The organism is Bradyrhizobium sp. FW305-F6, assembly GCF_058782905.1.
This window is the reverse complement of record NZ_JBYSYD010000001.1, coordinates 2,062,118-2,084,433: the sequence shown is the minus strand read 5'-3', so window position 1 is coordinate 2,084,433 and position 22,316 is coordinate 2,062,118. Positions and strand designations below refer to the sequence as shown.

19 protein-coding genes are annotated in these 22,316 nt (G+C 64.9%); 12 read left to right on the top strand and 7 right to left on the bottom strand.

What is annotated here, in order from left to right:
* The first annotated feature begins 10 nt into the window (after positions 1–10).
* From tkt to AC3WLX_RS10010, 8 genes are all read left to right on the top strand, one after another.
* A complete protein-coding gene (gene tkt, locus AC3WLX_RS10045; RefSeq protein ID WP_492335711.1) occupies positions 11–2,029 on the top strand; it encodes a transketolase in 2,019 nt (672 codons plus the stop codon).
* A 12-nt stretch (positions 2,030–2,041) separates the two neighbouring features.
* Entirely contained in the window at positions 2,042–3,127 is a 1,086-nt protein-coding gene (gene fba / locus AC3WLX_RS10040) for a class II fructose-bisphosphate aldolase (protein ID WP_492335710.1), read from the top strand.
* A 30-nt stretch (positions 3,128–3,157) separates the two neighbouring features.
* Positions 3,158–4,618, top strand: a complete 1,461-nt coding sequence (locus tag AC3WLX_RS10035; RefSeq protein ID WP_291623241.1) for a form I ribulose bisphosphate carboxylase large subunit — start codon at positions 3,158–3,160, stop codon at positions 4,616–4,618.
* Between the two features lie 12 nt (positions 4,619–4,630).
* Positions 4,631–5,038: a ribulose bisphosphate carboxylase small subunit gene (locus AC3WLX_RS10030; protein ID WP_492335709.1), complete on the top strand. Its 408-nt coding sequence runs from the start codon at positions 4,631–4,633 to the stop codon at positions 5,036–5,038.
* Between the two features lie 98 nt (positions 5,039–5,136).
* On the top strand, positions 5,137–6,069 hold the full coding sequence (cbbX, locus tag AC3WLX_RS10025) for a CbbX protein (protein WP_492335708.1): 933 nt from the start codon (positions 5,137–5,139) through the stop codon (positions 6,067–6,069).
* On the top strand, positions 6,066–6,803 hold the full coding sequence (rpe, locus tag AC3WLX_RS10020) for a ribulose-phosphate 3-epimerase (RefSeq protein ID WP_492335707.1): 738 nt from the start codon (positions 6,066–6,068) through the stop codon (positions 6,801–6,803). Before cbbX ends, rpe begins: the two co-directional genes overlap by 4 nt.
* A 253-nt stretch (positions 6,804–7,056) precedes the next feature.
* A complete protein-coding gene (locus AC3WLX_RS10015) occupies positions 7,057–8,913 on the top strand; it encodes a putative bifunctional diguanylate cyclase/phosphodiesterase (RefSeq protein ID WP_492335706.1) in 1,857 nt (618 codons plus the stop codon).
* A gap of 169 nt (positions 8,914–9,082) precedes the next feature.
* Entirely contained in the window at positions 9,083–9,295 is a 213-nt protein-coding gene (locus AC3WLX_RS10010) for a hypothetical protein (RefSeq protein WP_492335705.1), read from the top strand.
* Positions 9,296–9,313: 18 nt separating this feature from the next.
* On the opposite strand, the gene AC3WLX_RS10005 is transcribed toward AC3WLX_RS10010, so the two are convergent.
* Entirely contained in the window at positions 9,314–10,150 is an 837-nt protein-coding gene (locus AC3WLX_RS10005) for a universal stress protein (protein WP_492335704.1), read from the bottom strand.
* Between the two features lie 205 nt (positions 10,151–10,355).
* Between AC3WLX_RS10005 and AC3WLX_RS10000 the strand changes: the two genes are divergently transcribed.
* Entirely contained in the window at positions 10,356–11,903 is a 1,548-nt protein-coding gene (locus tag AC3WLX_RS10000) for a Do family serine endopeptidase (RefSeq protein ID WP_492335703.1), read from the top strand.
* A gap of 271 nt (positions 11,904–12,174) precedes the next feature.
* Positions 12,175–12,537, top strand: coding sequence for a hypothetical protein (locus AC3WLX_RS09995; protein WP_291631709.1), 363 nt, complete (start codon positions 12,175–12,177; stop codon positions 12,535–12,537).
* A 12-nt stretch (positions 12,538–12,549) separates the two neighbouring features.
* Here the strand turns inward: AC3WLX_RS09995 and AC3WLX_RS09990 are convergent, their stop codons facing one another.
* Together AC3WLX_RS09990 and AC3WLX_RS09985 are read right to left on the bottom strand one after the other, a co-directional pair.
* A complete protein-coding gene (locus tag AC3WLX_RS09990; RefSeq protein WP_492335702.1) occupies positions 12,550–12,849 on the bottom strand; it encodes a DUF6496 domain-containing protein in 300 nt (99 codons plus the stop codon).
* 81 nt (positions 12,850–12,930) lie between these two features.
* Entirely contained in the window at positions 12,931–13,077 is a 147-nt protein-coding gene (locus tag AC3WLX_RS09985) for a DUF3072 domain-containing protein (protein WP_492335701.1), read from the bottom strand.
* Between the two features lie 177 nt (positions 13,078–13,254).
* Here AC3WLX_RS09985 and AC3WLX_RS09980 point away from each other — a divergent pair, with 177 nt between their 5' ends.
* Positions 13,255–13,452, top strand: coding sequence for a hypothetical protein (locus AC3WLX_RS09980; RefSeq protein WP_291631704.1), 198 nt, complete (start codon positions 13,255–13,257; stop codon positions 13,450–13,452).
* A 67-nt stretch (positions 13,453–13,519) separates the two neighbouring features.
* Here AC3WLX_RS09980 and AC3WLX_RS09975 read toward each other — a convergent pair whose 3' ends face one another.
* Positions 13,520–13,762 (bottom strand): hypothetical protein, encoded by a 243-nt coding sequence (locus AC3WLX_RS09975; protein WP_492335700.1) that lies wholly within the window; start codon positions 13,760–13,762, stop codon positions 13,520–13,522.
* Positions 13,763–13,856: 94 nt separating this feature from the next.
* Positions 13,857–14,114, bottom strand: a complete 258-nt coding sequence (locus AC3WLX_RS09970) for a hypothetical protein (protein ID WP_492335699.1) — start codon at positions 14,112–14,114, stop codon at positions 13,857–13,859.
* Positions 14,115–14,252: 138 nt separating this feature from the next.
* Here AC3WLX_RS09970 and AC3WLX_RS09965 point away from each other — a divergent pair, with 138 nt between their 5' ends.
* The gene (locus AC3WLX_RS09965; protein ID WP_492335698.1) at positions 14,253–14,453 is read left to right on the top strand and encodes a hypothetical protein; all 201 of its coding nucleotides are present in this window, start codon (positions 14,253–14,255) and stop codon (positions 14,451–14,453) included.
* 16 nt (positions 14,454–14,469) lie between these two features.
* Here AC3WLX_RS09965 and AC3WLX_RS09960 read toward each other — a convergent pair whose 3' ends face one another.
* On the bottom strand, positions 14,470–15,957 hold the full coding sequence (locus tag AC3WLX_RS09960) for an HWE histidine kinase domain-containing protein (protein ID WP_492335697.1): 1,488 nt from the start codon (positions 15,955–15,957) through the stop codon (positions 14,470–14,472).
* Between the two features lie 13 nt (positions 15,958–15,970).
* Positions 15,971–22,267 carry a HAMP domain-containing protein gene (locus AC3WLX_RS09955; RefSeq protein WP_492335696.1) on the bottom strand — a complete coding sequence of 2,099 codons (6,297 nt, stop codon included), beginning with the start codon at positions 22,265–22,267 and terminating at the stop codon, positions 15,971–15,973.
* Between the last annotated feature and the right edge of the window lie 49 nt (positions 22,268–22,316).

The following is a 22,316-nucleotide window of genomic DNA, read 5'->3' as shown; positions in this document are numbered from 1 at the left end:
AGAGCATCCGATGAACATCTCCGTCCATGCCGAAGCCGACCTCACGGCGGTCACGCACCACGATCTCGCCAATGCGGTCCGCTTTCTCGCGGTCGACGCCATCGAGACCTCGCAGTCCGGTCATCCCGGTTTGCCGATGGGGATGGCCGACGTCGCCACCGTTCTGTTCTCCCGCTTCCTGAAATTCGACTCGGCCCATCCCAATTGGCCGGACCGCGACCGTTTCGTGCTGTCGGCGGGGCACGGTTCGATGCTGCTCTATGCGCTGCTGCACCTCACCGGCGGCGACCTCAGCCTCGACGACATCAAGGCCTTCCGGCAATGGGGCTCGAAGACGCCGGGCCATCCCGAATACGGCCACACGCGCGGCGTCGAGACCACGACGGGGCCGCTGGGGCAGGGCATCGCGACCGCCGTCGGCATGGCGCTCGCCGAGCGCATGGCCAATGCACGGCATGGCGACGGCCTCGTCGATCACTTCACCTATGTCATCGCCGGCGACGGCTGCCTGATGGAAGGCATCAGCCAGGAAGCGATTTCGCTCGCAGGCCATCTCGGCCTCGGTCGGCTCATCGTGCTGTTCGACGACAACGGCATCTCGATTGACGGTCCGACCTCGCTTGCGACGTCGGACGACCAGCTCGCGCGCTTCGCTGCCTCCGGCTGGTCGGTGCGCCGGGTCGATGGGCACGATTCCGAGGCGGTCGCGCAGGCGATTGCCGAGGAGCGGGAGACCGCAAAGCCGTCGCTGATCGCTTGCCGCACCATCATCGGCTATGGCGCGCCTGATAGACAGGGCACCGAGAAGGCGCATGGCGCGCCGCTCGGCACGGAGCAGACAGCGGCGGCGCGCCGGAATCTCGGCTGGGACTACCAGCCCTTCGTGGTGCCTATCCCGGTGCTCAAGGCGTGGCGGATGATCGGGCAGCGCGGGCAGGTCGACCGGCTCGCCTGGCTCGATCGCTATGAAGGCGCGACGCCGGAGCAGCGCGACCTGTTCGTCGAGGGCAAGGCCGTCGCTCTGCCGGCGGCCTATGTGTTGGCCGCCGCGAAATTGCGCGAGCGCTTCGCCAGCGAACGGCCGAAGCTCGCGACGCGGCAGGCCTCGCAACAGGTGCTCGACGGCATCGCCGGGACCATTCCCGGCCTGGTCGGAGGCTCCGCGGACCTCACGCATTCGAACCTCACGCATGCCAAGGCGCAGGCTCCCGTCAAACGAGGAGCGTTCGGCGGCGAATACATCCACTACGGAATTCGCGAGCACGGCATGGCCGCCGCGATGAACGGCCTCGCGCTGCATGGCGGCTTCATTCCCTATGGCGGCACGTTCCTCGCCTTCTCCGATTACAGCCGGCCGGCGATCCGCCTTGCCGCGCTGATGCGCCTGCGCGCCATCCATGTGATGACCCACGACTCCATCGGCCTCGGCGAGGATGGCCCGACGCATCAGCCGGTCGAGCATCTGGCGGCGCTGCGCGTCATCCCGAACCTCCTGGTGTTCCGTCCCGCGGACGCGGTGGAGACGCTGGAGGCGTGGGACTGCGCACTCAGCTCCGAGAAGCGTCCATCCGTGCTGTGCTTGTCGCGGCAGGCGCTGCCGACCTTTCGCAGCGATGCCCGCGGCCGAAACCGTGTCTCATGTGGCGCCTATCTCGTCGTCTCGCCCGACGGCGGCCGCGACGTGACGCTGATCGCAACCGGCTCGGAAGTGGCGATAGCCCTGGATGCCGCCCGCCTGCTAGCGACCGAGCACATCCGCGCGGCCGTGGTCTCCGCGCCGTGCTTCGCCCTGTTCGAGGAGCAGCCGGACGACTACCGCGCCGCAGTGCTCGGCACCGCGCCGCGCGTCGGAATCGAGGCAGCAGTGTTGGGCGACTGGCCACGCTGGATCGGCGCCGACGGCGAGTTCGTCGGCATGCGCGGCTTCGGCGCCTCCGCGCCTGCGCCGGTGCTGTATCGCGAATTTGGCATCACGCCGCAGAGCGTTGCGGAAGCCGCCCGCCGGGCGATCGCCCGCAAGAGCCAATAAGGAGGACGACCCGTGGCCCGTATCACCCTTCGCCAGCTGCTCGATCACGCTGCCAGCCACGGCTATGCCGTGCCGGCGTTCAACATCAACAACATGGAGCAGGGCATCGCGATCATGCAGGCGGCGGCCGAGGTCGACGCGCCGGTCATCATCCAGGCCTCGCGCGGCGCGCGCAGCTATGCCGGCGATCTCATGCTCTCGCACATGATCGACGCGCTGGAGCGGACCTATCCCGACATCCCGCTCTGCATGCACCAGGACCACGGCAATGACGAGGCGACCTGCGCGTCCGCCATCGCCCACGGCTTTACGTCGGTCATGATGGACGGCTCGCTCAGGGCCGATGCCAGGACCGCGGCCGACTATGATTACAACGTCGCGATCACCCGCCGCGTCGTCGATCTCGCGCATTGGGTCGGCGCATCCGTCGAAGGCGAGCTCGGCGTGCTCGGCTCGTTGGAACATGGCGGCGGCGATCAGGAGGACGGTCACGGCGTCGAGGGCAAGGTCAGCCACGACCAGCTCTTGACCGATCCCGACCAGGCCGTCGACTTCGTTCGCGCCACCAAGGTCGATGCGCTCGCGATCGCGATGGGCACCTCGCACGGCGCCTACAAGTTCAGCCGCAAGCCCGATGGCGACATCCTGGCGATGCGCGTGGTCGAGGAAATCCACCGCCGGCTGCCGAACACGCATCTCGTCATGCATGGTTCCTCCTCGGTGCCGCAGCAGCTGCAGGACATGTTCAACCAGTTCGGCGGCGAGATGCCGCAGACCTGGGGCGTGCCGGTGGATGAGATCGTTCGTGGCATCCGAAGCGGCGTGCGCAAGGTCAATATCGACACCGACTGCCGTCTGGCGATGACCGCGGTGTTCCGGAAAGTGGCCGCGCAGAGCCGCAGCGAGTTCGACCCGCGCAAGTACCTCAAACCGGCGATGGATGCGATGCGCGAGCTTTGTCGCGAGCGCTTCGAGCAGTTCGGTACCGCGGGCCATGCCAGCAAGATCAAGGTGATTCCGTTGAGCGAGATGGCGCGGCGCTATCGCGCAGGTGACCTCGATCCGCGCATTGGCACGCGTGAGCCGGTCGCCGCCTAATCAATTCAGAGAGACGAGCAGGAGAGAGCCATGAATGCGCATGCAGGAACCGTCCGCGGCAAAGAGCGCTATCGATCGGGCACGATGGAATACGCGCGCATGGGCTATTGGGAGCCCGAGTACACGCCGAAAGACACCGACGTCATCGCACTGTTCCGCGTGACTCCGCAGGAGGGCGTCGATCCGATCGAGGCCTCGGCTGCTGTGGCCGGTGAATCCTCGACCGCGACCTGGACGGTGGTGTGGACCGACCGCTTGACTGCGGCGGAGAAATATCGCGCCAAGTGCTACCGTGTCGATCCCGTCCCAGGCTCGCCCGGCTCGTATTTCGCCTACATCGCCTATGACCTCGACCTGTTCGAGCCGGGCTCGATCGCGAACCTCTCGGCCTCCATAATCGGCAACGTGTTCGGCTTCAAGCCCCTGAAGGCGCTGCGGTTGGAGGACATGCGTTTCCCGGTCGCCTATGTGAAGACCTTCCAGGGACCGGCCACCGGGATCGTGGTCGAGCGCGAGCGGCTCGACAAGTTCGGCCGGCCGCTGCTGGGTGCGACGGTGAAGCCGAAGCTCGGGCTGTCGGGCCGCAATTACGGCCGCGTGGTCTATGAGGCGCTGAAGGGCGGCCTCGACTTCACCAAGGACGACGAGAACATCAACTCGCAGCCCTTCATGCACTGGCGCGACCGCTTCCTCTATTGCATGGAGGCGGTGAACCGCGCGCAGGCGGCCTCGGGCGAGGTCAAGGGCACCTATTTGAACATCACCGCTGCCACGATGGAGGACATGTACGAGCGCGCGGAGTTCGCCAAGGAGCTTGGGTCGTGCATCGTCATGATCGATCTCGTGATCGGCTACACCGCGATCCAGTCGATGGCCAAATGGGCGCGGCGCAACGACATGATCCTGCATCTGCACCGCGCCGGCCATTCCACCTATACCCGGCAGAAGAGTCATGGCGTGTCGTTCCGCGTCATCGCGAAATGGATGCGGCTTGCCGGGGTCGACCACATCCATGCCGGCACGGTGGTCGGCAAGCTCGAGGGCGATCCCAACACCACGCGCGGCTATTACGACGTCTGCCGCGAGGACTTCAACCCGACCAGGCTCGAGCACGGCCTGTTCTTCGACCAGCACTGGGCCAGCCTAAACAAGATGATGCCGGTCGCCTCCGGCGGCATCCATGCCGGCCAGATGCATCAATTGCTCGACCTGCTGGGCGAGGACGTGGTGCTGCAATTCGGCGGCGGCACCATCGGCCATCCCATGGGCATCGCGGCAGGGGCCACCGCCAACCGCGTGGCGCTGGAGGCGATGATCCTCGCCCGCAACGAGGGCCGCGACTACGTCCATGAGGGCCCGGAGATCCTCGCCAAGGCCGCGCAGACCTGCACGCCGCTGAAGGCCGCGCTCGAGGTCTGGAAGGATGTCACCTTCAACTACCAATCCACCGACACGCCGGACTTCGTTCCGACGGCGCTGGAAACCGTCTGAGGAGATTCGAACATGAAACTGACCCAGGGCTGCTTCTCGTTCCTGCCCGATCTGACGGATGACCAGATCACCAAGCAATTGCAGTATTGCCTTGCCAACGGCTGGGCGGTGAACATCGAGTTCACCGACGACCCGCATCCCCGCAACACCTATTGGGAGATGTGGGGCCTGCCGATGTTCGATCTTCAGGACGCTGCCGGCGTCATGATGGAGCTCGCCGAATGCCGCAAGGTGTATAGCGATCGCTATATCCGCATCAGCGGCTTCGACGCCAGCCACGGCTGGGAATCGGTGCGGATCTCCTTCCTCGTCAACCGGCCGAAGCAGGAGGCGGAGTTCGAGCTGGTGCGGCACGAGGTGGCGGGCCGCGCGATCCGTTACACCACCGTGCGCAAGCCGGCCGTTCAGGCATCGACCTGAGCGGTTCCCTTCCGCACGGAGCTCTCCCTGCTCCGGATCCTTGGCGGACCATTGCTTCGCGGCTCCCCCGCGGCGAAGCCCTTCTTTCGAGGGTAGCCATGCTCGATGTGCCCCACGTAACGACCACCGAACACAGCGAGACCCATTTCGATCTCCGCAAGGAGGCCGAAGCCGCGGGGATTACCGCAACGCTGCAACAGCTCGATCAGGAGTTGATCGGGCTCAAGCCGGTGAAGAGCCGCGTGCGCCAGATCGCATCCCTGTTGCTGATCGAACGCATCCGGCAGCGCGCCGGCCTTGCATCGGCGCCGCCGACGCTGCACATGTCCTTCACCGGCAATCCCGGCACTGGCAAGACCACCGTGGCGCTACGCATGGCCAGGATTCTGCATGGGCTCGGCTTCGTGCGGCGCGGGCAGGTGATCTCGGTGACGCGCGACGATCTCGTCGGCCAGTATATCGGTCACACGGCGCCGAAGACGAAAGAGATCCTGAAGAAGGCGATGGGCGGCGTGCTGTTCATCGACGAGGCTTATTATCTGCACCGGCCCGACAACGAGCGCGACTATGGCCAGGAGGCGATCGAGATCCTGCTCCAGGTGATGGAGAACCAGCGCGAGGATCTCGTCGTGATCCTCGCCGGCTATGGCGAGCGCATGACGAGCTTCTTCGCCTCCAATCCCGGCTTCCGCTCGCGCATCGCCCACCACATCGAATTCCCTGATTACGCCGAGGTCGAGCTGCTGATCATCGCCGAGCTGATGCTCAAGGAGCGGGGCTATCGTTTTTCCGCAGCGGCGCGAGAAGCGTTCGAGAAATACATCGCCCTGCGCCGGACCCAGCCGTTCTTCTCCAATGCGCGCTCGATACGCAACGCCGTCGACCGCATCCGTCTGCGACAGGCCGACAGGCTGGTGTCCGATCTCGACCGCATGCTCGATGTCGCCGACCTCGAAACCATCGATCCCATGGATGTGCTTGCCAGTCGCGTGTTCAGCGGCGGCGCCGACGCCCGGAGCGCAAAGCCATGACGAGGGAGATCGTCGTCGCTCCCTCGATCCTTGCGGCGGATTTCGCGCGTCTCGGCGAAGAGGTCGCCGCGATCGACGCCGCTGGGGCCGACTGGATCCATTGCGACGTCATGGACGGACATTTCGTTCCAAATATCAGCTTTGGCGCCGACGTCATCAAGGCAATCCGGCCGCTGACGAAGAAGATCTTCGACGTGCACCTCATGATCGCGCCTGTCGATCACTATCTCGAAGGATTCGCGAAGGCGGGGGCCGACGTCATCACAGTTCATGCTGAAGCAGGCGCCCATCTCGACCGCTCGCTCCAGGCGATCCGAGCGCTCGGCAAGCAGGCCGGCGTCAGTCTGTGTCCGTCGACGCCCGAGAGTGCGATCGAGTATGTGCTCGATCGTCTCGACCTGATCCTGGTCATGACGGTCAATCCGGGTTTCGGTGGCCAATCCTTCCTCGGATCCCAGCTTGAGAAGATCAGGCGGATCAGGACCATGATCGGCGAGCGGCCGATCCGGCTCGAGGTCGATGGCGGGATCACGCGCGACAATGCCGCGGCCGTGGTTGCAGCGGGCGCCGATACGCTGGTCGCCGGCTCCGCCGTATTTCGCGGCAAGAGCGCTGCCGAGTATGCCGCCAATATTGCGGCTATTCGCGTCGCCGCGGAGACGGGCCGGGTTCAGAAGCTGCAACATAGTTCCGCGCCCCCACAGCGAGCCGGAGAAAGTGCGCTCATTCGGTAGATTACGGATCAGCCCCGCTGCCGTGGCTAGGGTGTACCAGGGCGCGCCACTTTCTCCGGTTCTCTACGGAGGATGCCGTCCAGATCAACCGGCTCATTCAGGCCGGGGTAACCAACGCACCTGAGAAGGACAATCGATTAACGACCGCGCAAGCCAAGCGTCTCAATCTGTGGTTTAGGAAGGCTATGAGAGCGCGGATGGGGAACCACGGTAATTGCGGGCATGAAGCCCGTACGCGGCGCATAGTGATGGCATGAGCATGCATCGCTTGTTCGCCGAGCAGCTCCGCCGGGCCACCGATGCCACCGGTCAGGTAGATCTCGTCAAGCTAGGCGAGTTCGTCAGCGCGGCCTACGAGGCCGGTGATCGCGAACGTCAGCGGATGATCGAAATACGCGCGCAAACGCGCGACGAGGTCGAGCAGGATCTGCTGCGGACCCGCGAGTTTCTCGATACCATCATCGAAAACATCCCGATCGCGGTCTTCGCGAAATGTGCGGAGAGTTCGCGCTACATCCTGCTCAATCGCGCCGGCGAAGACTATTACGGCATGCCGCGCGAACAGATGCTCGGCCGAACGCCCGAGCAGATCTTCCCGGCTGACGTGGCCCGCATGGTCAACGAGCAGGATAAGCGCGTCGTGGCCAGCGGCATGCCGATGTTTCTCGAGGAACATCTGCTCGAAGTCGGCGTCAAGGGCCGCGACCGGGTCGTCAATTCACGGAAAATGCTGATCACGGATGGGAATGGGGGTCCGCAATATCTGGTCGGGGTGATCGAGGACGTCACGGAGCGTGTCACCACCCGGCAGCGGATCAGCTATCTTGCGCATCATGATGCGTTGACCGATTTGCCGAACCGCAGCGCCTTCAATGCGGCGCTGGCTGAACGGCTGGAGCGGGCGCAGGAGGCGTCGACAAGTTTCGCCGTGCTGAGCCTCGACCTCGACCGCTTCAAGGAAGTCAACGACGTGTTCGGTCACCCCGTGGGCGACATGCTGATGCGGGCGGCGGCTGACCGGCTTGCTGCGGAAGCCGACGGCGCCTTCGTCGCCCGCATCGGCGGCGACGAGTTCATGATCCTGATGCCTGACCACATCAGTCGCGAGGACGTTGTGGCGCTGGCCGAACGCCTGGTCGAGGCGATCGGCCAGGAGCTGGAGGTCGAAGACTATCTCCTCCACGTAGGCCTCAGCGTCGGTATCGCGTTCTATCCGGATGACGGCGTCAACGCCGCGACATTGCTCGCCAATGCCGATTCGGCGCTGCATCGTGCCAAGCGCGAGGGCAGGGGCCGGGTCCGTTGCTTCGTATCCGAGATGGATCAGGAGCTGCGCGACCGCAGGCTGTTGCAGCACGATCTGAGGCAGGCGCTGGAGCAAAACCAGCTCCTGCTCCATTTCCAACCCCAGGCGCGGGTGGATGGCGAGGTGATCGGCTTCGAGGCGCTGCTGCGCTGGAATCATCCGACACGGGGCTTCGTGCCGCCGGACCAGTTCATTCCGCTGGCGGAGGAGAACGGGCTGATCATCGAGATCGGCGAATGGGCCTTACGCGAAGCGTGCCGCGAGGCGGCGTCTTGGCCGCGGCCGTTGCAGGTCGCGGTCAATCTGTCCCCGGTCCAGTTCCAGGCCGGCGATCTCGAACGTTCGATCCACCAGATCCTGCTGGAGACCGGGCTTTCGCCGGCGCGGCTCGAGGTCGAGATCACCGAGGGCGTGCTGATCGGTGATTTCGCCCGCGCGCTCAATCTGCTGCGGCGGCTGAAGGCGCTCGGCGTCCGCATCGCGATGGACGATTTCGGTACCGGCTATTCCTCGCTGTCCTATCTGCAGTCGTTCCCGTTCGACAAGATCAAGATCGACCGCAGCTTCATCTGCAATCTCGAGGCGACGCCGCAATCGGCCGAGATCGTCCGCGCCGTCCTGAGCCTCGCGCACGCGCTGAAGATTCCGGTCATCGCCGAGGGGGTGGAGACGGAGGCACAGCGTGCCTTTCTGGCCCGCGAGGCCTGCGAGGAGATGCAGGGCTATCTTGTCGGCCGGCCCGACCTGATGGAACGCTATCTCGACCTGGTCGGTGTGACGGTGGAGCGCCGCCTCTACGCCTGACGCGCGTTGGCGAGAGTTCCGCGGGGACGTTTGGAACCAAAATTCTTACCCGGCTTTCTCGAAATTAACCGAGCTCAGGCACGTTGCCCGCGCAGCAAATGTTTTGCATAAGCGCCATCGGCCTGACGCAAATCCGGGCAATAAGCCTGTGAACGCGAGGGAGGGTCTCATGGAGAACGTACGTCGCTACCGGGCGCTGGCGTCCCTCTGTCGCCAGCAGGCGGCCTACCGGCCGCTGCAGACCTGGGAACTTCTCGGCCAAGCCGAACATTTCGAGCATCTCGCCGAGATCGAGCTCAAGGCGCATTTCGACGCGTGCAATGTGCATGGCGACGAGGACGCCGCCGCACCCGCGACATGGGAAGCACCCGTCGCAGCGTGACGGCGTCAGGCCGGTGGCTCAATGCGACATCAGTGCGGGGACCGTCATGGCTTCCAGCATGGCACGGGTGACGCCCCCGAGGACGCGCTCCTGCAAGCGCGAATGGCCGTAGCCGCCCATCACCAGGAGATCGAGGCTCTCGTCGGCGGCCAGCGACAGGATGGTCGGCTGGATGTCGGCGCGCGCTGCCGACAGGCCGACCGTGCGGGTTGGCACTCCGCGCCGGCCGAGATGCCTTGCCAGAGCGCTCGCTGAGGCTTCGCCGGAGGCTGCGTCGGTTTCGTTGACCGTGATGATCACGATCTCTGCGGCGCGCGCGAGGAACGGTGCTGCGTCGCGTACTGCGCGGGCGGCGAGGCGGCTGCCGTCCCAGCAGATGCCGATCCGGTTCGCCTTGAAGGCTCCGCGGAACGTGTAGGGCAGGAACAGCACCGGGCCGCCCGCCTGGAACAGGATCTCGCGCGGCACGTCGTTGTCGAACGAGCCTTGCGCCGGATCCGGCTGGAGCACGACGCTGAGGTCGTGCAGGCGCGCCATCTCGCCGAGCGCGCTGGCCGCATCCGCCGGGATCGCGCCGAGTGCGTGGCAGGTGTGGGAGAGACCGGCGTTCGCCGCTTCGCTCTTGAACACCGCGAGCGCAGCCTCGGCTCGCTCCACCGCGCGCTCGCGTTCCAGTTCGAACACGGCCGCCACCGCGGCGCCGCCCTCCATCACGTAAGCCGCACTGGTTGTGACATAGCCGACCGCGACCGCGTCGAGATGTGCGTTCAGGTGCGCCGCGAGCGAGATCGAGCCCTCGATGACGGGACGCATGGGACGTTCGGTGGGAATGTGGACGAGAATGTCTTTGTACATGGCGCGCCTCCGGTCATCATCCGACGCTCGCAGTTTTTCACGGCACCAAGGACCCGTATTGAGCTGCATCAATACGGGAGGTGATTTGCCAAGGCGCCCGCTGCCCCATTGTTTGCCGAGATTTAATCGGATGGACGGGACGCCGTAAGGTGGCAGCGGCCATGTTGAGGGCAAGGCGACACCTGCTCAACATGGACATTTCGACATGAACGACCGCGTCAATTTCGACACCAACACGTCTCGCAAGATACTCAGGCCGCGCCGGCTCGCGCTGCTCGGCACCGTGGCTGCGCTCGGCGTGGCCGTGCTGGCGGCATCACCCGGCGCTTCGCCGTTCGGTATGAATTCCTTCATCGCGCCGGCCCAGGCCGCGGAAACCGCCGCGACGCCGCCCGGCTTCGGCGATCTCGTCAGCAAGGTCAAACCAGCAGTGATCTCGGTACGCGTGAAGATCGACCGAACCAGCGACAAGACGGCGATGCTGCAGCAGAACCGTATGGATTCGGACGAGGACTCCCCGCTCGACCAGTTCTCGCGACAGTTCGGCTTCCGCTTCCCTGGCGGGGCGAACGGCATGCCGCGCCAGCGCCATCAGATGATCACCGGCGAGGGTTCAGGCTTCTTCATCTCCGCCGACGGCTATGCCGTGACCAACAACCACGTCGTCGACCACGCCGAGTCCGTGCAGGTGACCATGGATGACGGCACGAGCTACACTGCGAAGGTCGTCGGCACCGATCCGAAGACCGACCTGGCGCTGATCAAGGTCGACGGCAAGAAGGACTTTCCCTTCGTCAAATTCTCCGACCAGAAGCCGCGCATCGGCGACTGGGTGGTCGCGGTCGGCAATCCCTTCGGGCTCGGCGGCACCGTGACCGCGGGCATCGTCTCGGCCAGCGGCCGCGATATCGGCAATGGTCCCTATGACGACTACATCCAGATCGATGCGCCGATCAACAAGGGCAATTCGGGCGGTCCGGCCTTCGACATGAACGGCAATGTGATCGGCGTGAACACCGCGATCTTCTCGCCCTCGGGCGGCTCGGTCGGCATCGGTTTTGACATCCCGGCCTCGACCGCCAAGCTCGTCGTCGCGCAGTTGAAGGACAAGGGCGTGGTCACAAGGGGCTGGCTCGGCGTGCAGGTGCAGCCCGTGACCTCGGATATCGCCGACAGCCTCGGCCTCAAGGAGGCGCGTGGCGCGATCGTCGACAGTCCGCAGGATGGCAGCCCGGCGGCGAAGGCCGGCATCGAGGCAGGCGACGTCATCACGGCCGTCAACGGCACCACCATCAAGGACTCCCGCGATCTCGCCCGAACCATCGCCACCTTGGCGCCCGGCGCGTCCGTGAAGATCGATGTCTTCCGCAAGGGCGACAGCAAGACGCTGACCGTGGCGTTGGGCGAGCTTCCCAACGACCGCCAGGCGAAGGGAAATGGCAATGCTGACGAAGGCAGCAGACAGCCGAATGCAGGCACGCCGCGCCTGGGCCTCAGCCTGGCGCCGGCCGGTGACGTCCAGGGCGCGGGCCCGAAGGGCGTCGTCGTGACGGAGGTCGATCCGCAAGGGCCGGCCGCGCAACGCGGTATCCAGACCGGCGACGTCATCCTCAATGTCGGTGGCAAGGCCGTCAGCAATGTCGGCGAGGTGCGCTCGGAACTGGCGCAGGCCAAATCGTCTGGCAAGCGGAGCGTGTTGCTGCAGGTCAAAAGCGCTGACGCCACCCGGTTTGTCGCGGTGCCGCTCGCCTAGCGCGAGCCACGGCTGCGCAAATCTGAAAGGCGGCCCTCGGGCCGCCTTTTTCGTGGTCGCGGAAACTCCCACGAGCCGCGATAACATTCTCGTTAACGGCAGGGGCGATGACCATGGACCGTCCGAAAAAGCCGCTATCGCCGATCACACTCTAACAGTGCACTCGGACTTCGCGGCGACGTGGCTGCGGAGACGGGTTGCAAGCGTGGAACTTCGAACGTGCCGGCGCTTTGTGGAACTTGCCGGTGGTTCACATCTGATCGGTGCCGCCATGGATCGATTGAAGCTCTCGCTGAGAAGTGCGCTGCTTGCGGCGCCATTGATACTCGCAGGTGGAAACGTGCTCGGGCGCGACGACGGCCGCTACGCGAATTCTCCCCTGAAGCCGTGGTTCGACAGCCTGCGCAGCCATCTCGGTCCGTGCTGCTCGGATGCGGATGGTTTCGCCGTTGCCGATCCCGACTGGGAGTCCCACAACGGGCACTACCGCGTGCGTCTCGACGGACAGTGGATCGACGTGCCGGACGAAGCCGTCATTACCGAGCCGAACCGGGCCGGCCGCACCATGGTGTGGCCGGTGAAGACTGCGTTCGGGATTTCCATCCGCTGCTTCATGCCGGGCAGCATGATCTGAGATACGCCAACGTCAGCGCTTGCTTGATTTGCGTTTCGACGACTTCTTCGACGACGTCTTGGAGCTTTTCTTGGACGTCTTCTTCGTCGTCTTCTTGGCGCTCTTCCGCTTCGTAGCCTTCTTCGGGACCTTCTTGCCCTTCTTGCGGGCCTTCGACAGTCCGATCGCGATCGCCTGCTTGCGGCTCTTGACGCGGCCGCCGCGCCCGCCACGGCCGCTCTTCGCGGTGCCCTTCTTGTAGCGCCGCATCTCGCTTGCGACCTCGTTGCCCGAACTGCGCGAGTAGCGTCGTTTCTTTGCCTTGCGTGCCATGCATGTTCTCCCTAGGGCGAGAAAAACCACTGGGCACAGCCATGGTTCCGGGAGAGCCTGCGTTCCCTTAGATGACGCAGACTAGAACGAATTCGCCAACGCGATCTCCGCTTCGAGGGCCTGGATGCGCTGTGCGGCCTCGGTGAAGGACAGGTCACGTGCAAATTGGGCGGGCTGATAGGCCTCCTGGCTCAGACGCTTCAGCTTGAGACCCTGCGCCCGCGTCATCTGCTCGCTCAAGAAAACCCTGGCGTCGTCTTTCCCATGAACTCGTTTGCCATGAACTTGCATGCCGCTCCTCCAGCTCAGAATACGACTTGACTATATGTTCTTATTTTGTTCTAACAAGCCATGGACAACAGAATTAATGAAATACGACGTAAAATCAGAGCCTTGAGGCTTGAGATGGCCGACGTCGAGGCGTCGGTGCGCGAGCTCGTCGATCGCGGCTGCGACTGCACGGATAAGGCCCTGGCGCAGATGGATCTGCGCCGGAGAATCAACCTCCTGATCGGCGAATGGAAGGCGGCCGGCGGTAGCCACGCTCTACCAGACGTCCGCCACAGGGTGCGTCTTCGGACCATAAAGATAGTCGGCCGCTGACGGCGGCGGAGCGAGTCAAAGCGAAAGGCTCCGCAATGGCGGAGCCCTTCGCGATCACAGTAAGCACCTATTTGGTGTTGGTCATGCCGCCTTTGTTCGTCATGGTACCGCCCTGATCGGAGCCGGGGCCGGAGCCGCCTTGGCCGGAAGGATCAGCGCCCTTCGGAGCCTTGGTGCTGGCGCCCGTGGTCTGCGACGACGACGTCGAGGATCCATGCTTGGCCTTGTTCGACTTGGCCTGGGCGGCGAACGGCGCGGCGGCGAGACCGGCCGCCACCACGACGGCGAGCGCGAGCTTGGTGGTCTTCATACAGGAACTCCCTGAGTTAAATTGACGCAGGCAGCCAACCGATGCTGGTCGCGGGAGTTCCGGAAGAAAGCATCTATCGCCGGTCACGCACGCTTCAAGATTGCTTGTCCTCCGCAAGAATGAACACGATGCCGGTGAGCGTCGCTCCGACCGCAAATGTTGTCACCAGAGTGAGAGTGACCACAACAGCGGCTTGGCTTCCGCCGTTATTCAGCAGGTCGGCCACGGCCGGATTGGACAGGACGAGCGTGAGGCTGAAGGTGAGGCCGAGAGCAGCGCCCATCATTGCATGCGTCATCAGCTTGAGGAGCCCGCAGGCAGAGACCAGTTCAGACGATTTCTTGGAGCGCATGGGACGGCATCCCGAACTGGCATGCAAACACGCCCGTGATTTCATGGTTCCTCGGTTCAAGGAATTATCGTCACCCGCTTCATCCGGCGTTCATGCCGGGCTTGCGAAGATGAGGCCGATCGAAAGGGGAACATCGATATGGGTAAGGTCGTCTTTCTTTACCGCTCGCTGGCCTATCGCAACGCAGCGGCGGACATCCTGCGCAAGGCACGCAAGCTCCCGCGCGGCGCGGAGCGGAGCGCGGCTCGCCGTTACGCCCGGGCGCTGCGCGATCTGGCGCGAACGGAAGCCTGGCTCGAAGGGCGCGTCGCGCGCGACCACGTGCGGCTCAGCGCATGACGGGCGCGGCGTCCGGTCAACCGGATGCGCGTTGCAATTCGGCGGCACCTGCCGTGTCGAACTTGCCGAGTGCACTCGTCGCCGTCTTGCGTGTCAACGGCACTTCCAGCCGGCACAACAAGCCCTCGGCTCGCCAATTGAACAGCGCCTGCCCGCCAAGCTGGGACTCGACGCTCGCCAGCAAGCTTCGCGTGCCGAAGCCGCGGGTTTTGGGTGCCTTGACCAGTGGACCGCCGGATTCCTCCCAACTCAGCGTGAGCAACTCGCTCTCGACGCGCCAATCGATCGCGAGCCGCCCCGATCGGGTCGAGAGCGCGCCATACTTTGCCGAATTGGTGAAGAGCTCGTGCAGTGCGAGCGCCAGTGTCTGCGCGGTCGTCGGCTGCAACTGGACTTCGGGACCGGCCAATCTGATCTGGTCCCCAAGCGAATAGGGCGCAAGCTCCTCGTCGATCAGCCTCGAGAGCTCGGCGCCCTGCCAGCTCGATAGCGACAGGATGGTGTGCACACGCGCGAGCGCATTGATGCGTCCCTCGACCGCGTTGACATAGGCCTTGACCTCGTCGGCCCGGGTGAGGCGCACGATTGACTGCGCGAGCGCCAGTGCATTCTTGGCGCGATGATCGACTTCCCGCGCCAGCAGGTTCTGCCGTTCCTCGGCACGCTTGCGCTCGGTGATGTCGACTGTGACGCCGCTGACGCGCACCACGCGCCCTTTCTCGTCCATCGTTGCGGCCGCCGTGCCCACACACCAGCGCACCTCACCGTCGGGCCGCAGGATGCGGAACTCGGTCTCATAGGCCCGCGTGCCCTTGTTGAACTCGGCGATCGCCTTGCGCAACTGATCGACATCGTCGGGATGCAACAAGGCCTGAACGTTGGCCGGATTGACCTCGAAGCTCTCGGCGGTGACGCCGAAGATGCGGTATTGTCCCTCGTCCCACATCCAATCGCCGCTGATCCAGTCCCAGTCCCAGGAGCCCATCTTGCCGGCCGCGATGGCCATGCTGCGCCGCTGCTCGCTTTCGCGCAGCATCGCGGTCGAGCGTTCCAGTTCCGCGGTGCGAGCGCGGACGCGGTCCTCGAGTTCGCGGTTCAGGCGCTCGAGCTCGCGGGTCTTGCGATAGAGCTCGGCGAACACCCTGATCTTGGCACGCAGCACCTCCGGCACGACCGGCACCGGCACGTAGTCTACAGCGCCCATCTCATAGCCGCGCAGCCGGTCGATGTCGCTGACCTGGATGGCCGAGATGAAGATCATCGCGGTCTTCTGGAACCGCGGGTGCTCGCGGATCATCGCTGCGAGTTCGAATCCGTCGAGCTCGGGCATGCAGACGTCGACCAGGATCACCGCGATCTCGGTCTTGAGCAGCACCTCCAGCGCCTCGCGGCCCGAAGAGGCGATCACGAGGTTCTCGCCGAGTTCTTTCAGGATCACCTCATAGGCGAGCAGCTTGGCCGGCTGGTCGTCGACGAGGAGGATATTGACCTTTTCGTGGTCCATTCTCTGATCCAACTCAGCGGTGCAGCCACATGCGGATCGCAAGCAGCAATTGATCGGTGTTGACGGGCTTGGCGAGGTAATCGGACGCGCCGGCTTCGAGGCATTTCTCCCGGTCGCCCTTCATTGCCTTCGCTGTCAACGCGATGATCGGAAGACGGGCAAAGGCCGGGTTCTCGCGGATCACGCCGATGGTCTGATACCCATCCATCTGCGGCATCATGATGTCCATCAGCACGATCGCGATTTCCGGATTGGATTCGACCAGGGTCACCGCCTCGCTGCCTGTCGTGGCCGTCAGCACTTTCATGCCGCGTCGCTCCAGCACGCTCGACAGGGCGAAGATGTTGCGGGCGTCGTCGTCGACGAGCAGGGCGGTCTTGCCGATCAGGTCGTCGTCGGAACTGTTCAGCTTCTCCAGCATGCGCTGCTTCGCGACCGGCAGTTCCGTGATCACGCGGTGCAGGAATAACGCGGTCTCGTCGAGCAGGCGCTCGGGCGATTCCACGCCCTTGACCACGATGCTTCGCGCCATGGTGTGGAGCTCTGCATCCTCCTCCGCCGACAGTTCGCGGCCGGTGAACACCACGACCGGGACGTTCGACAGTGCCTCGTCATTGCGGATCTGGTCGAGCACCTCGAAGCCGCTCATGTCGGGCAGCCGCAGGTCCAGCACCACGCAATCACAGGGTTGATCGCGCAGCGTCGAGAGCGCGCCGGCCCCGGTATCCGTCGTCAGGATCTCGATGTCGTCGTGGTGTAGCAGCTCGCGGATCGAGAGCTGCTCAGCCTCGTTGTCCTCGACGATCAGGAGCCGCTTGCGCCGCGGCCGGGCATATTCCTTTATCTGGGTCAGCGCGGCCGAGACGCCTTCGGTCGTGGTCGGCTTGTTGACGAAGGAGAACGCGCCGCGCGCCAAAGCGTGCTGGCGGTCCTCGTCGAGCGTGATGATCTGTACGGGGATGTGGCGGGTGAGCGGATTGTGCTTGAGCTGGCTCAGCACGGTCCAGCCGAGCATGTCGGGCAGGAACACGTCGAGCGACACCGCGGTCGGCTGGTACTGCTTGGCGAGCTCGAGGGCCTCGGCGCCGCGCGCGGCGACAAGAACCTTGAAGCCCTTGTCGCGGGCGAGGTCGATCAGCACACGGGCATAGTGTGGATCGTCCTCGACGATCAGGAGGATGGTGTCGCCGGGCTCGAGGTTGAGCCGGTCGTCGGCAAGCTGCTCGATGACACGCGGCTGGTCGGACGCAGCCGGTTGCAGCGCCGGCGGCTGGCCGTACTGCTGCGGCGCAGGCGCTGCACGCGGTGCAAGCGTCGGGCCGGAATAGTTCAGCGGCAGGTAAAGCGTGAAGGACGAGCCCTTCCCCGGCGCGCTGCGCAGATGGATCTCGCCTCCGAGAAGGCTCGCCAGCTCGCGGCTGATCGCGAGCCCGAGTCCGGTGCCGCCATATTTGCGGCTGGTGCCGGCATCGGCCTGCTGGAACGCCTCGAAGATCAGCTTCTGTTTCTCCGGGGGAATGCCGATGCCGGTGTCGGACACTTCGAATGCGATCACGGCCGGTGCGGAGTTCAGCACCGGATGATCCGTTCCCCAGCCGCCAATCGCGCCGGCGACCTTGAGGCGCACTTCGCCCTCGGCGGTGAACTTGAAGGCGTTGGAGAGCAGGTTCTTCAGGACCTGTTGCAGGCGCTTGGAGTCCGTGACGATGCTGCGTGGAAGGTTCGGATCGACGTCGATCTTGAACGACAGGTTGCGGTTGTCCGCCTCGTGCCGGAACGGGCGTCCGACCGTCTCGAGCAGGTTCGCGGTCAGGATCTCCTCCGCGTCGACCGTCACCGTGCCGGACTCGATCTTGGAGAGATCTAGAATGTCGCTGATGAGGTTGAGCAGGTCGGTGCCGGCGCCGTGGATGGTGCGGGCGAATTCCACCTGCTTGGCCGAGAGGTTGCCGTCGGGGTTGTCGGTGAGCTGCTGTCCGAGGATGAGGATCGAATTCAGCGGCGTACGCAGCTCATGGCTCATATTGGCGAGGAATTCGGATTTGTACTTCGAGGTCAGCGCGAGCTCGGTCGCCTTTTCCTCAAGCGCGCGGCGGGCCTGCTCGATCTCCTGATTCTTGCGCTCCACCTCGACGTTGCGCTCGGCGAGCTGCTGCGCCTTCTGCTCGAGCTGGTCGTTGGTCTGCTGCAATTCGCGCTGCTGGGTCTGGAGTTCGCCGGCGAGCTGTTGCGACTGCTTGAGCAGGCCTTCCGTCTGCATCGTGGCCTCGATCGAATTGAGCACGATGCCGATGGAGTCGGTGAGCTGCTCCAGGAACGTCATCTGCGAGGTCGTGAAGGAGACCAGCGAAGCCAGCTCGATCACGGCCTTGACCTGGCCTTCGAACAGGACCGGGAGCACGACGAGGTTCTTCGGCGCGACGCGGAACAGCGCCGAGTTGATCGGCACCACGTCGGAGGGGATGTCGGAGACGACGCGCGGCCGCTTGTCGAAGGCGCATTGGCCGATCAGGCCTTCGCCGAACTGCAGCACGGGCTGATAGGGGTAGATGCCGTCGCTGGCGTAGGAGGCGAGCAGCAGCAGCTGCGGGTCGTTCTCGTTCTCGACCTGGTAGATCACGCCGGTGTGGGCGTTCACCAGCGGCGACAATTCGGTGAGCAGCAGCCGGCCGACCGTTGTGAGGTCGCGCTGGCCCTGGAGCATGTTGGTGAACTTGGCGAGGTTGGTCTTCAGCCAGTCCTGCTCGGTGTTCACGTCCGTCGTCAGACGGAGATTCGTGATCATCGTGTTGATGTTGTCCTTCAGCTCCGCGACTTCGCCGCGGGCGTCGACCTGGATCGATCGCGTCAGGTCGCCCTTGGTCACGGCGGTCGCCACTTCCGCGATGGCGCGCACCTGAGAGGTGAGGTTGGCAGCCAGAAGGTTCACGTTGCCGGTGAGATCCTTCCAGGTGCCGGCAGCGCCCGGCACGTTGGCCTGGCCGCCGAGCCGGCCTTCGACGCCGACCTCGCGCGCAACGGACGTCACCTGGTCGGCGAAGGTCGCGAGCGTTTCGGTCATGTTGTTGATGGTATCGGCGAGAGCGGCAACCTCGCCGCGCGATTTCATCGTCAGGTTCTGCTTGAGATCGCCATTGGCGACCGCCGTCACCACCTTGACGATGCCGCGCACCTGCTCGGTCAGGTTCGCAGCCATCAGGTTCACGGTGTCGGTGAGATCCTTCCAGGTGCCGGCGACGCCGGGCACCTGGGCCTGGCCGCCGAGCTTGCCTTCGGTGCCCACCTCGCGTGCCACGCGCGTGACTTCGCCGGCGAAGGCGTTGAGCTGGTCCACCATGGTGTTGATGGTGTTCTTCAGCTCGAGGATTTCGCCCTTCACGTCCACGGTGATCTTGCGCGAGAGATCGCCGCGCGCGACCGCGGTGGTGACTTCGGCGATGTTGCGGACCTGGGTGGTGAGGTTCGCCGCCAGCAGGTTGACGTTGTCGGTGAGGTCCTTCCAGGTGCCGCCGACGCCGGGCACGACGGCCTGGCCGCCGAGGCGTCCCTCGGTGCCGACCTCGCGCGCCACGCGCGTGACTTCGGCGGCGAAGGAGCGGAGCTGCTCAACCATGGTGTTCAAGGTGTCCTTGAGCAGCAGGATCTCGCCGCGCACGTCCACCGTGATCTTCTTCGACAGGTCGCCGCCGGCGATGGCGGTCGCGACCTCCGCGATGTTGCGGACCTGGGCCGTCAGGTTCGACGCCATGAAGTTGACGTTGTCGGTGAGGTCCTTCCAGGTGCCGGCGACGCCGGGCACTTCGGCCTGGCCGCCGAGCTTGCCCTCGGTGCCGACTTCGCGCGCCACGCGGGTGACTTCGCCGGCGAAGCCGTTGAGCTGATCCACCATGGTATTGATGGTGTTCTTCAGCTCGAGAATCTCGCCCTTCACGTCGACCGTGATCTTGCGCGAGAGGTCGCCGCGCGCCACGGCCGTCGTCACTTCGGCGATGTTGCGGACCTGGGCCGTGAGGTTGCCCGCCATGGAGTTCACGGAGTCCGTGAGGTCTTTCCAGGTGCCGGCGACGCCGGGCACGTTAGCCTGGCCGCCAAGACGGCCTTCAGTGCCGACCTCGCGCGCCACGCGCGTCACCTCGCCCGCGAAGCGGTTGAGCTGGTCGACCATCGTGTTCAGCGTGTCCTTGAGCTGAAGGATCTCGCCCCGCACGTCCACGGTGATCTTGCGCGACAGGTCGCCGCCGGCGATCGCGGTCGCGACTTCGGCGATGTTGCGGACCTGGGCGGTAAGGTTGCCCGCCATCGAGTTGACGGAGTCAGTCAAGTCCTTCCAGGTGCCGGCGACGCCGGGCACGTCGGCCTGGCCGCCGAGCTTGCCGTCGGTGCCGACCTCGCGCGCCACGCGCGTGACTTCGCCGGCGAAGGCGTTGAGCTGGTCCACCATGGTGTTGAGCGTTTCCTTCAGCTGAAGGATTTCGCCCGACACGTTCACCGTGATCTTCTTGGACAAGTCGCCCTTCGCCACCGCGGTCGCAACCTCGGCGATGTTGCGGACCTGTCCGGTGAGGTTGGAGGCCATCGAGTTGACGCTGTCGGTGAGGTCCTTCCACGTGCCGCCGACGCCGCGCACCACCGCTTGGCCGCCGAGCTTGCCTTCGGTGCCGACTTCGCGCGCCACGCGCGTGACTTCGCCGGCGAAGGCGTTGAGCTGGTCCACCATGGTGTTGATGGTGTCTTTCAGCTCCAGGATCTCGCCGCGCACGTCCACGGTGATCTTCTTCGACAGGTCGCCGCCAGCGACCGCGGTCGTCACCTCCGCGATGTTGCGGACCTGCGCGGTCAGGTTCGAGGCCATCGAATTGACGCTCTCGGTGAGGTCCTTCCAGGTGCCGGCGACGCCGAGCACGTTGGCCTGGCCGCCGAGCCGGCCCTCGGTGCCGACCTCGCGCGCCACGCGCGTCACTTCGCCGGCGAAGGCGTTGAGCTGGTCGACCATGGTGTTGAGCGTCTCCTTCAGCTGAAGGATCTCGCCGGAGACGTTCACTGTGATCTTCTTCGACAAATCGCCGCTCGCGATCGCGGTGGCGACGTCGGCGATGTTGCGGACCTGCGCGGTCAGGTTCGAAGCCATGAAGTTGACGTTGTCGGTGAGATCCTTCCAGGTACCGGCGACGCCCGGCACCTGCGCCTGGCCGCCGAGCTTGCCTTCGGTGCCCACCTCGCGCGCGACGCGCGTCACTTCCGAGGCGAACGAGTTGAGCTGGTCCACCATCGTGTTGATGGTGTCCTTCAGCTCCAGGATCTCGCCGCGCACGTCCACGGTGATCTTGCGCGACAGGTCGCCGCGCGCCACGGCGGTGGTGACGTTGGCGATGTTGCGGACCTGGGCGGTGAGGTTGCCGCACATCGCGTTGACGGAGTCGGTGAGGTCCTTCCAGGTGCCGGCGACGCCGGGCACGATCGCCTGACCGCCGAGCTTGCCGTCGGTGCCGACCTCGCGCGCCACGCGCGTCACTTCGGAAGCGAACGAGCGCAGTTGGTCCACCATCGTGTTGATGGCTTCCTTGAGCTGCAGGATCTCGCCGCGAACGTCGACCGTGATCTTCTTGGAGAGGTCGCCGTTGGCGACCGCGATCGTCACCTCGGCGATGTTGCGAACCTGGTTGGTCAGGTTGTTCGCCATCGAGTTGACGCTCTCGGTGAGGTCCTTCCAGACGCCGGTCACCTCCGGCACCTGGGCCTGGCCGCCGAGCTTGCCTTCGGTGCCGACCTCGCGCGCCACGCGCGTCACCTCGGAGGTGAACACGCCGAGCTGCTTGATCATGGTGTTGACGATGGTCGCCGACTGCAGGAACTCGCCGCCGAGCGGCCGGCCATCGACGTCGAGCTTGACGGTCTGGAGCAGGTCGCCTTGCGCGACGGCGGCGACCGCGCGCGTCACCTCACGGGTCGGCCACAGCAAATCGTCGATCAGCGTGTTGACCGAACCTTCCATGTCGGCCCAGGAGCCCGAGGCGAGGCCGAACTTCACGCGCTGGCGGGTCTTGCCTTCGCGCCCCACCACCTGACCGACCAGTTCGAGCTGCTGCGCCATGCGCTGGTTGGCGGCGATGATTTCATTGAGGGTATCGGCAATCTTGCCGTCGATGCCGAGATATTCGCCGCTCATTCGCACCGAAAAGTCACCGCTGCGCATGGCCTGCAAGGCAAGCAGCAGTTCTGCCCGGGAATCCGGCTCCGACGTACCGTTGGTTGGTGGCTTTGAGGCGCGACGACCGGAGCGTGATGCAGTTCCGGGATCGAGGTCGCTCATACTGATTCCCCCGCAGGCGTCGGCCGAATCCGAGGCATGACGCGTTGGT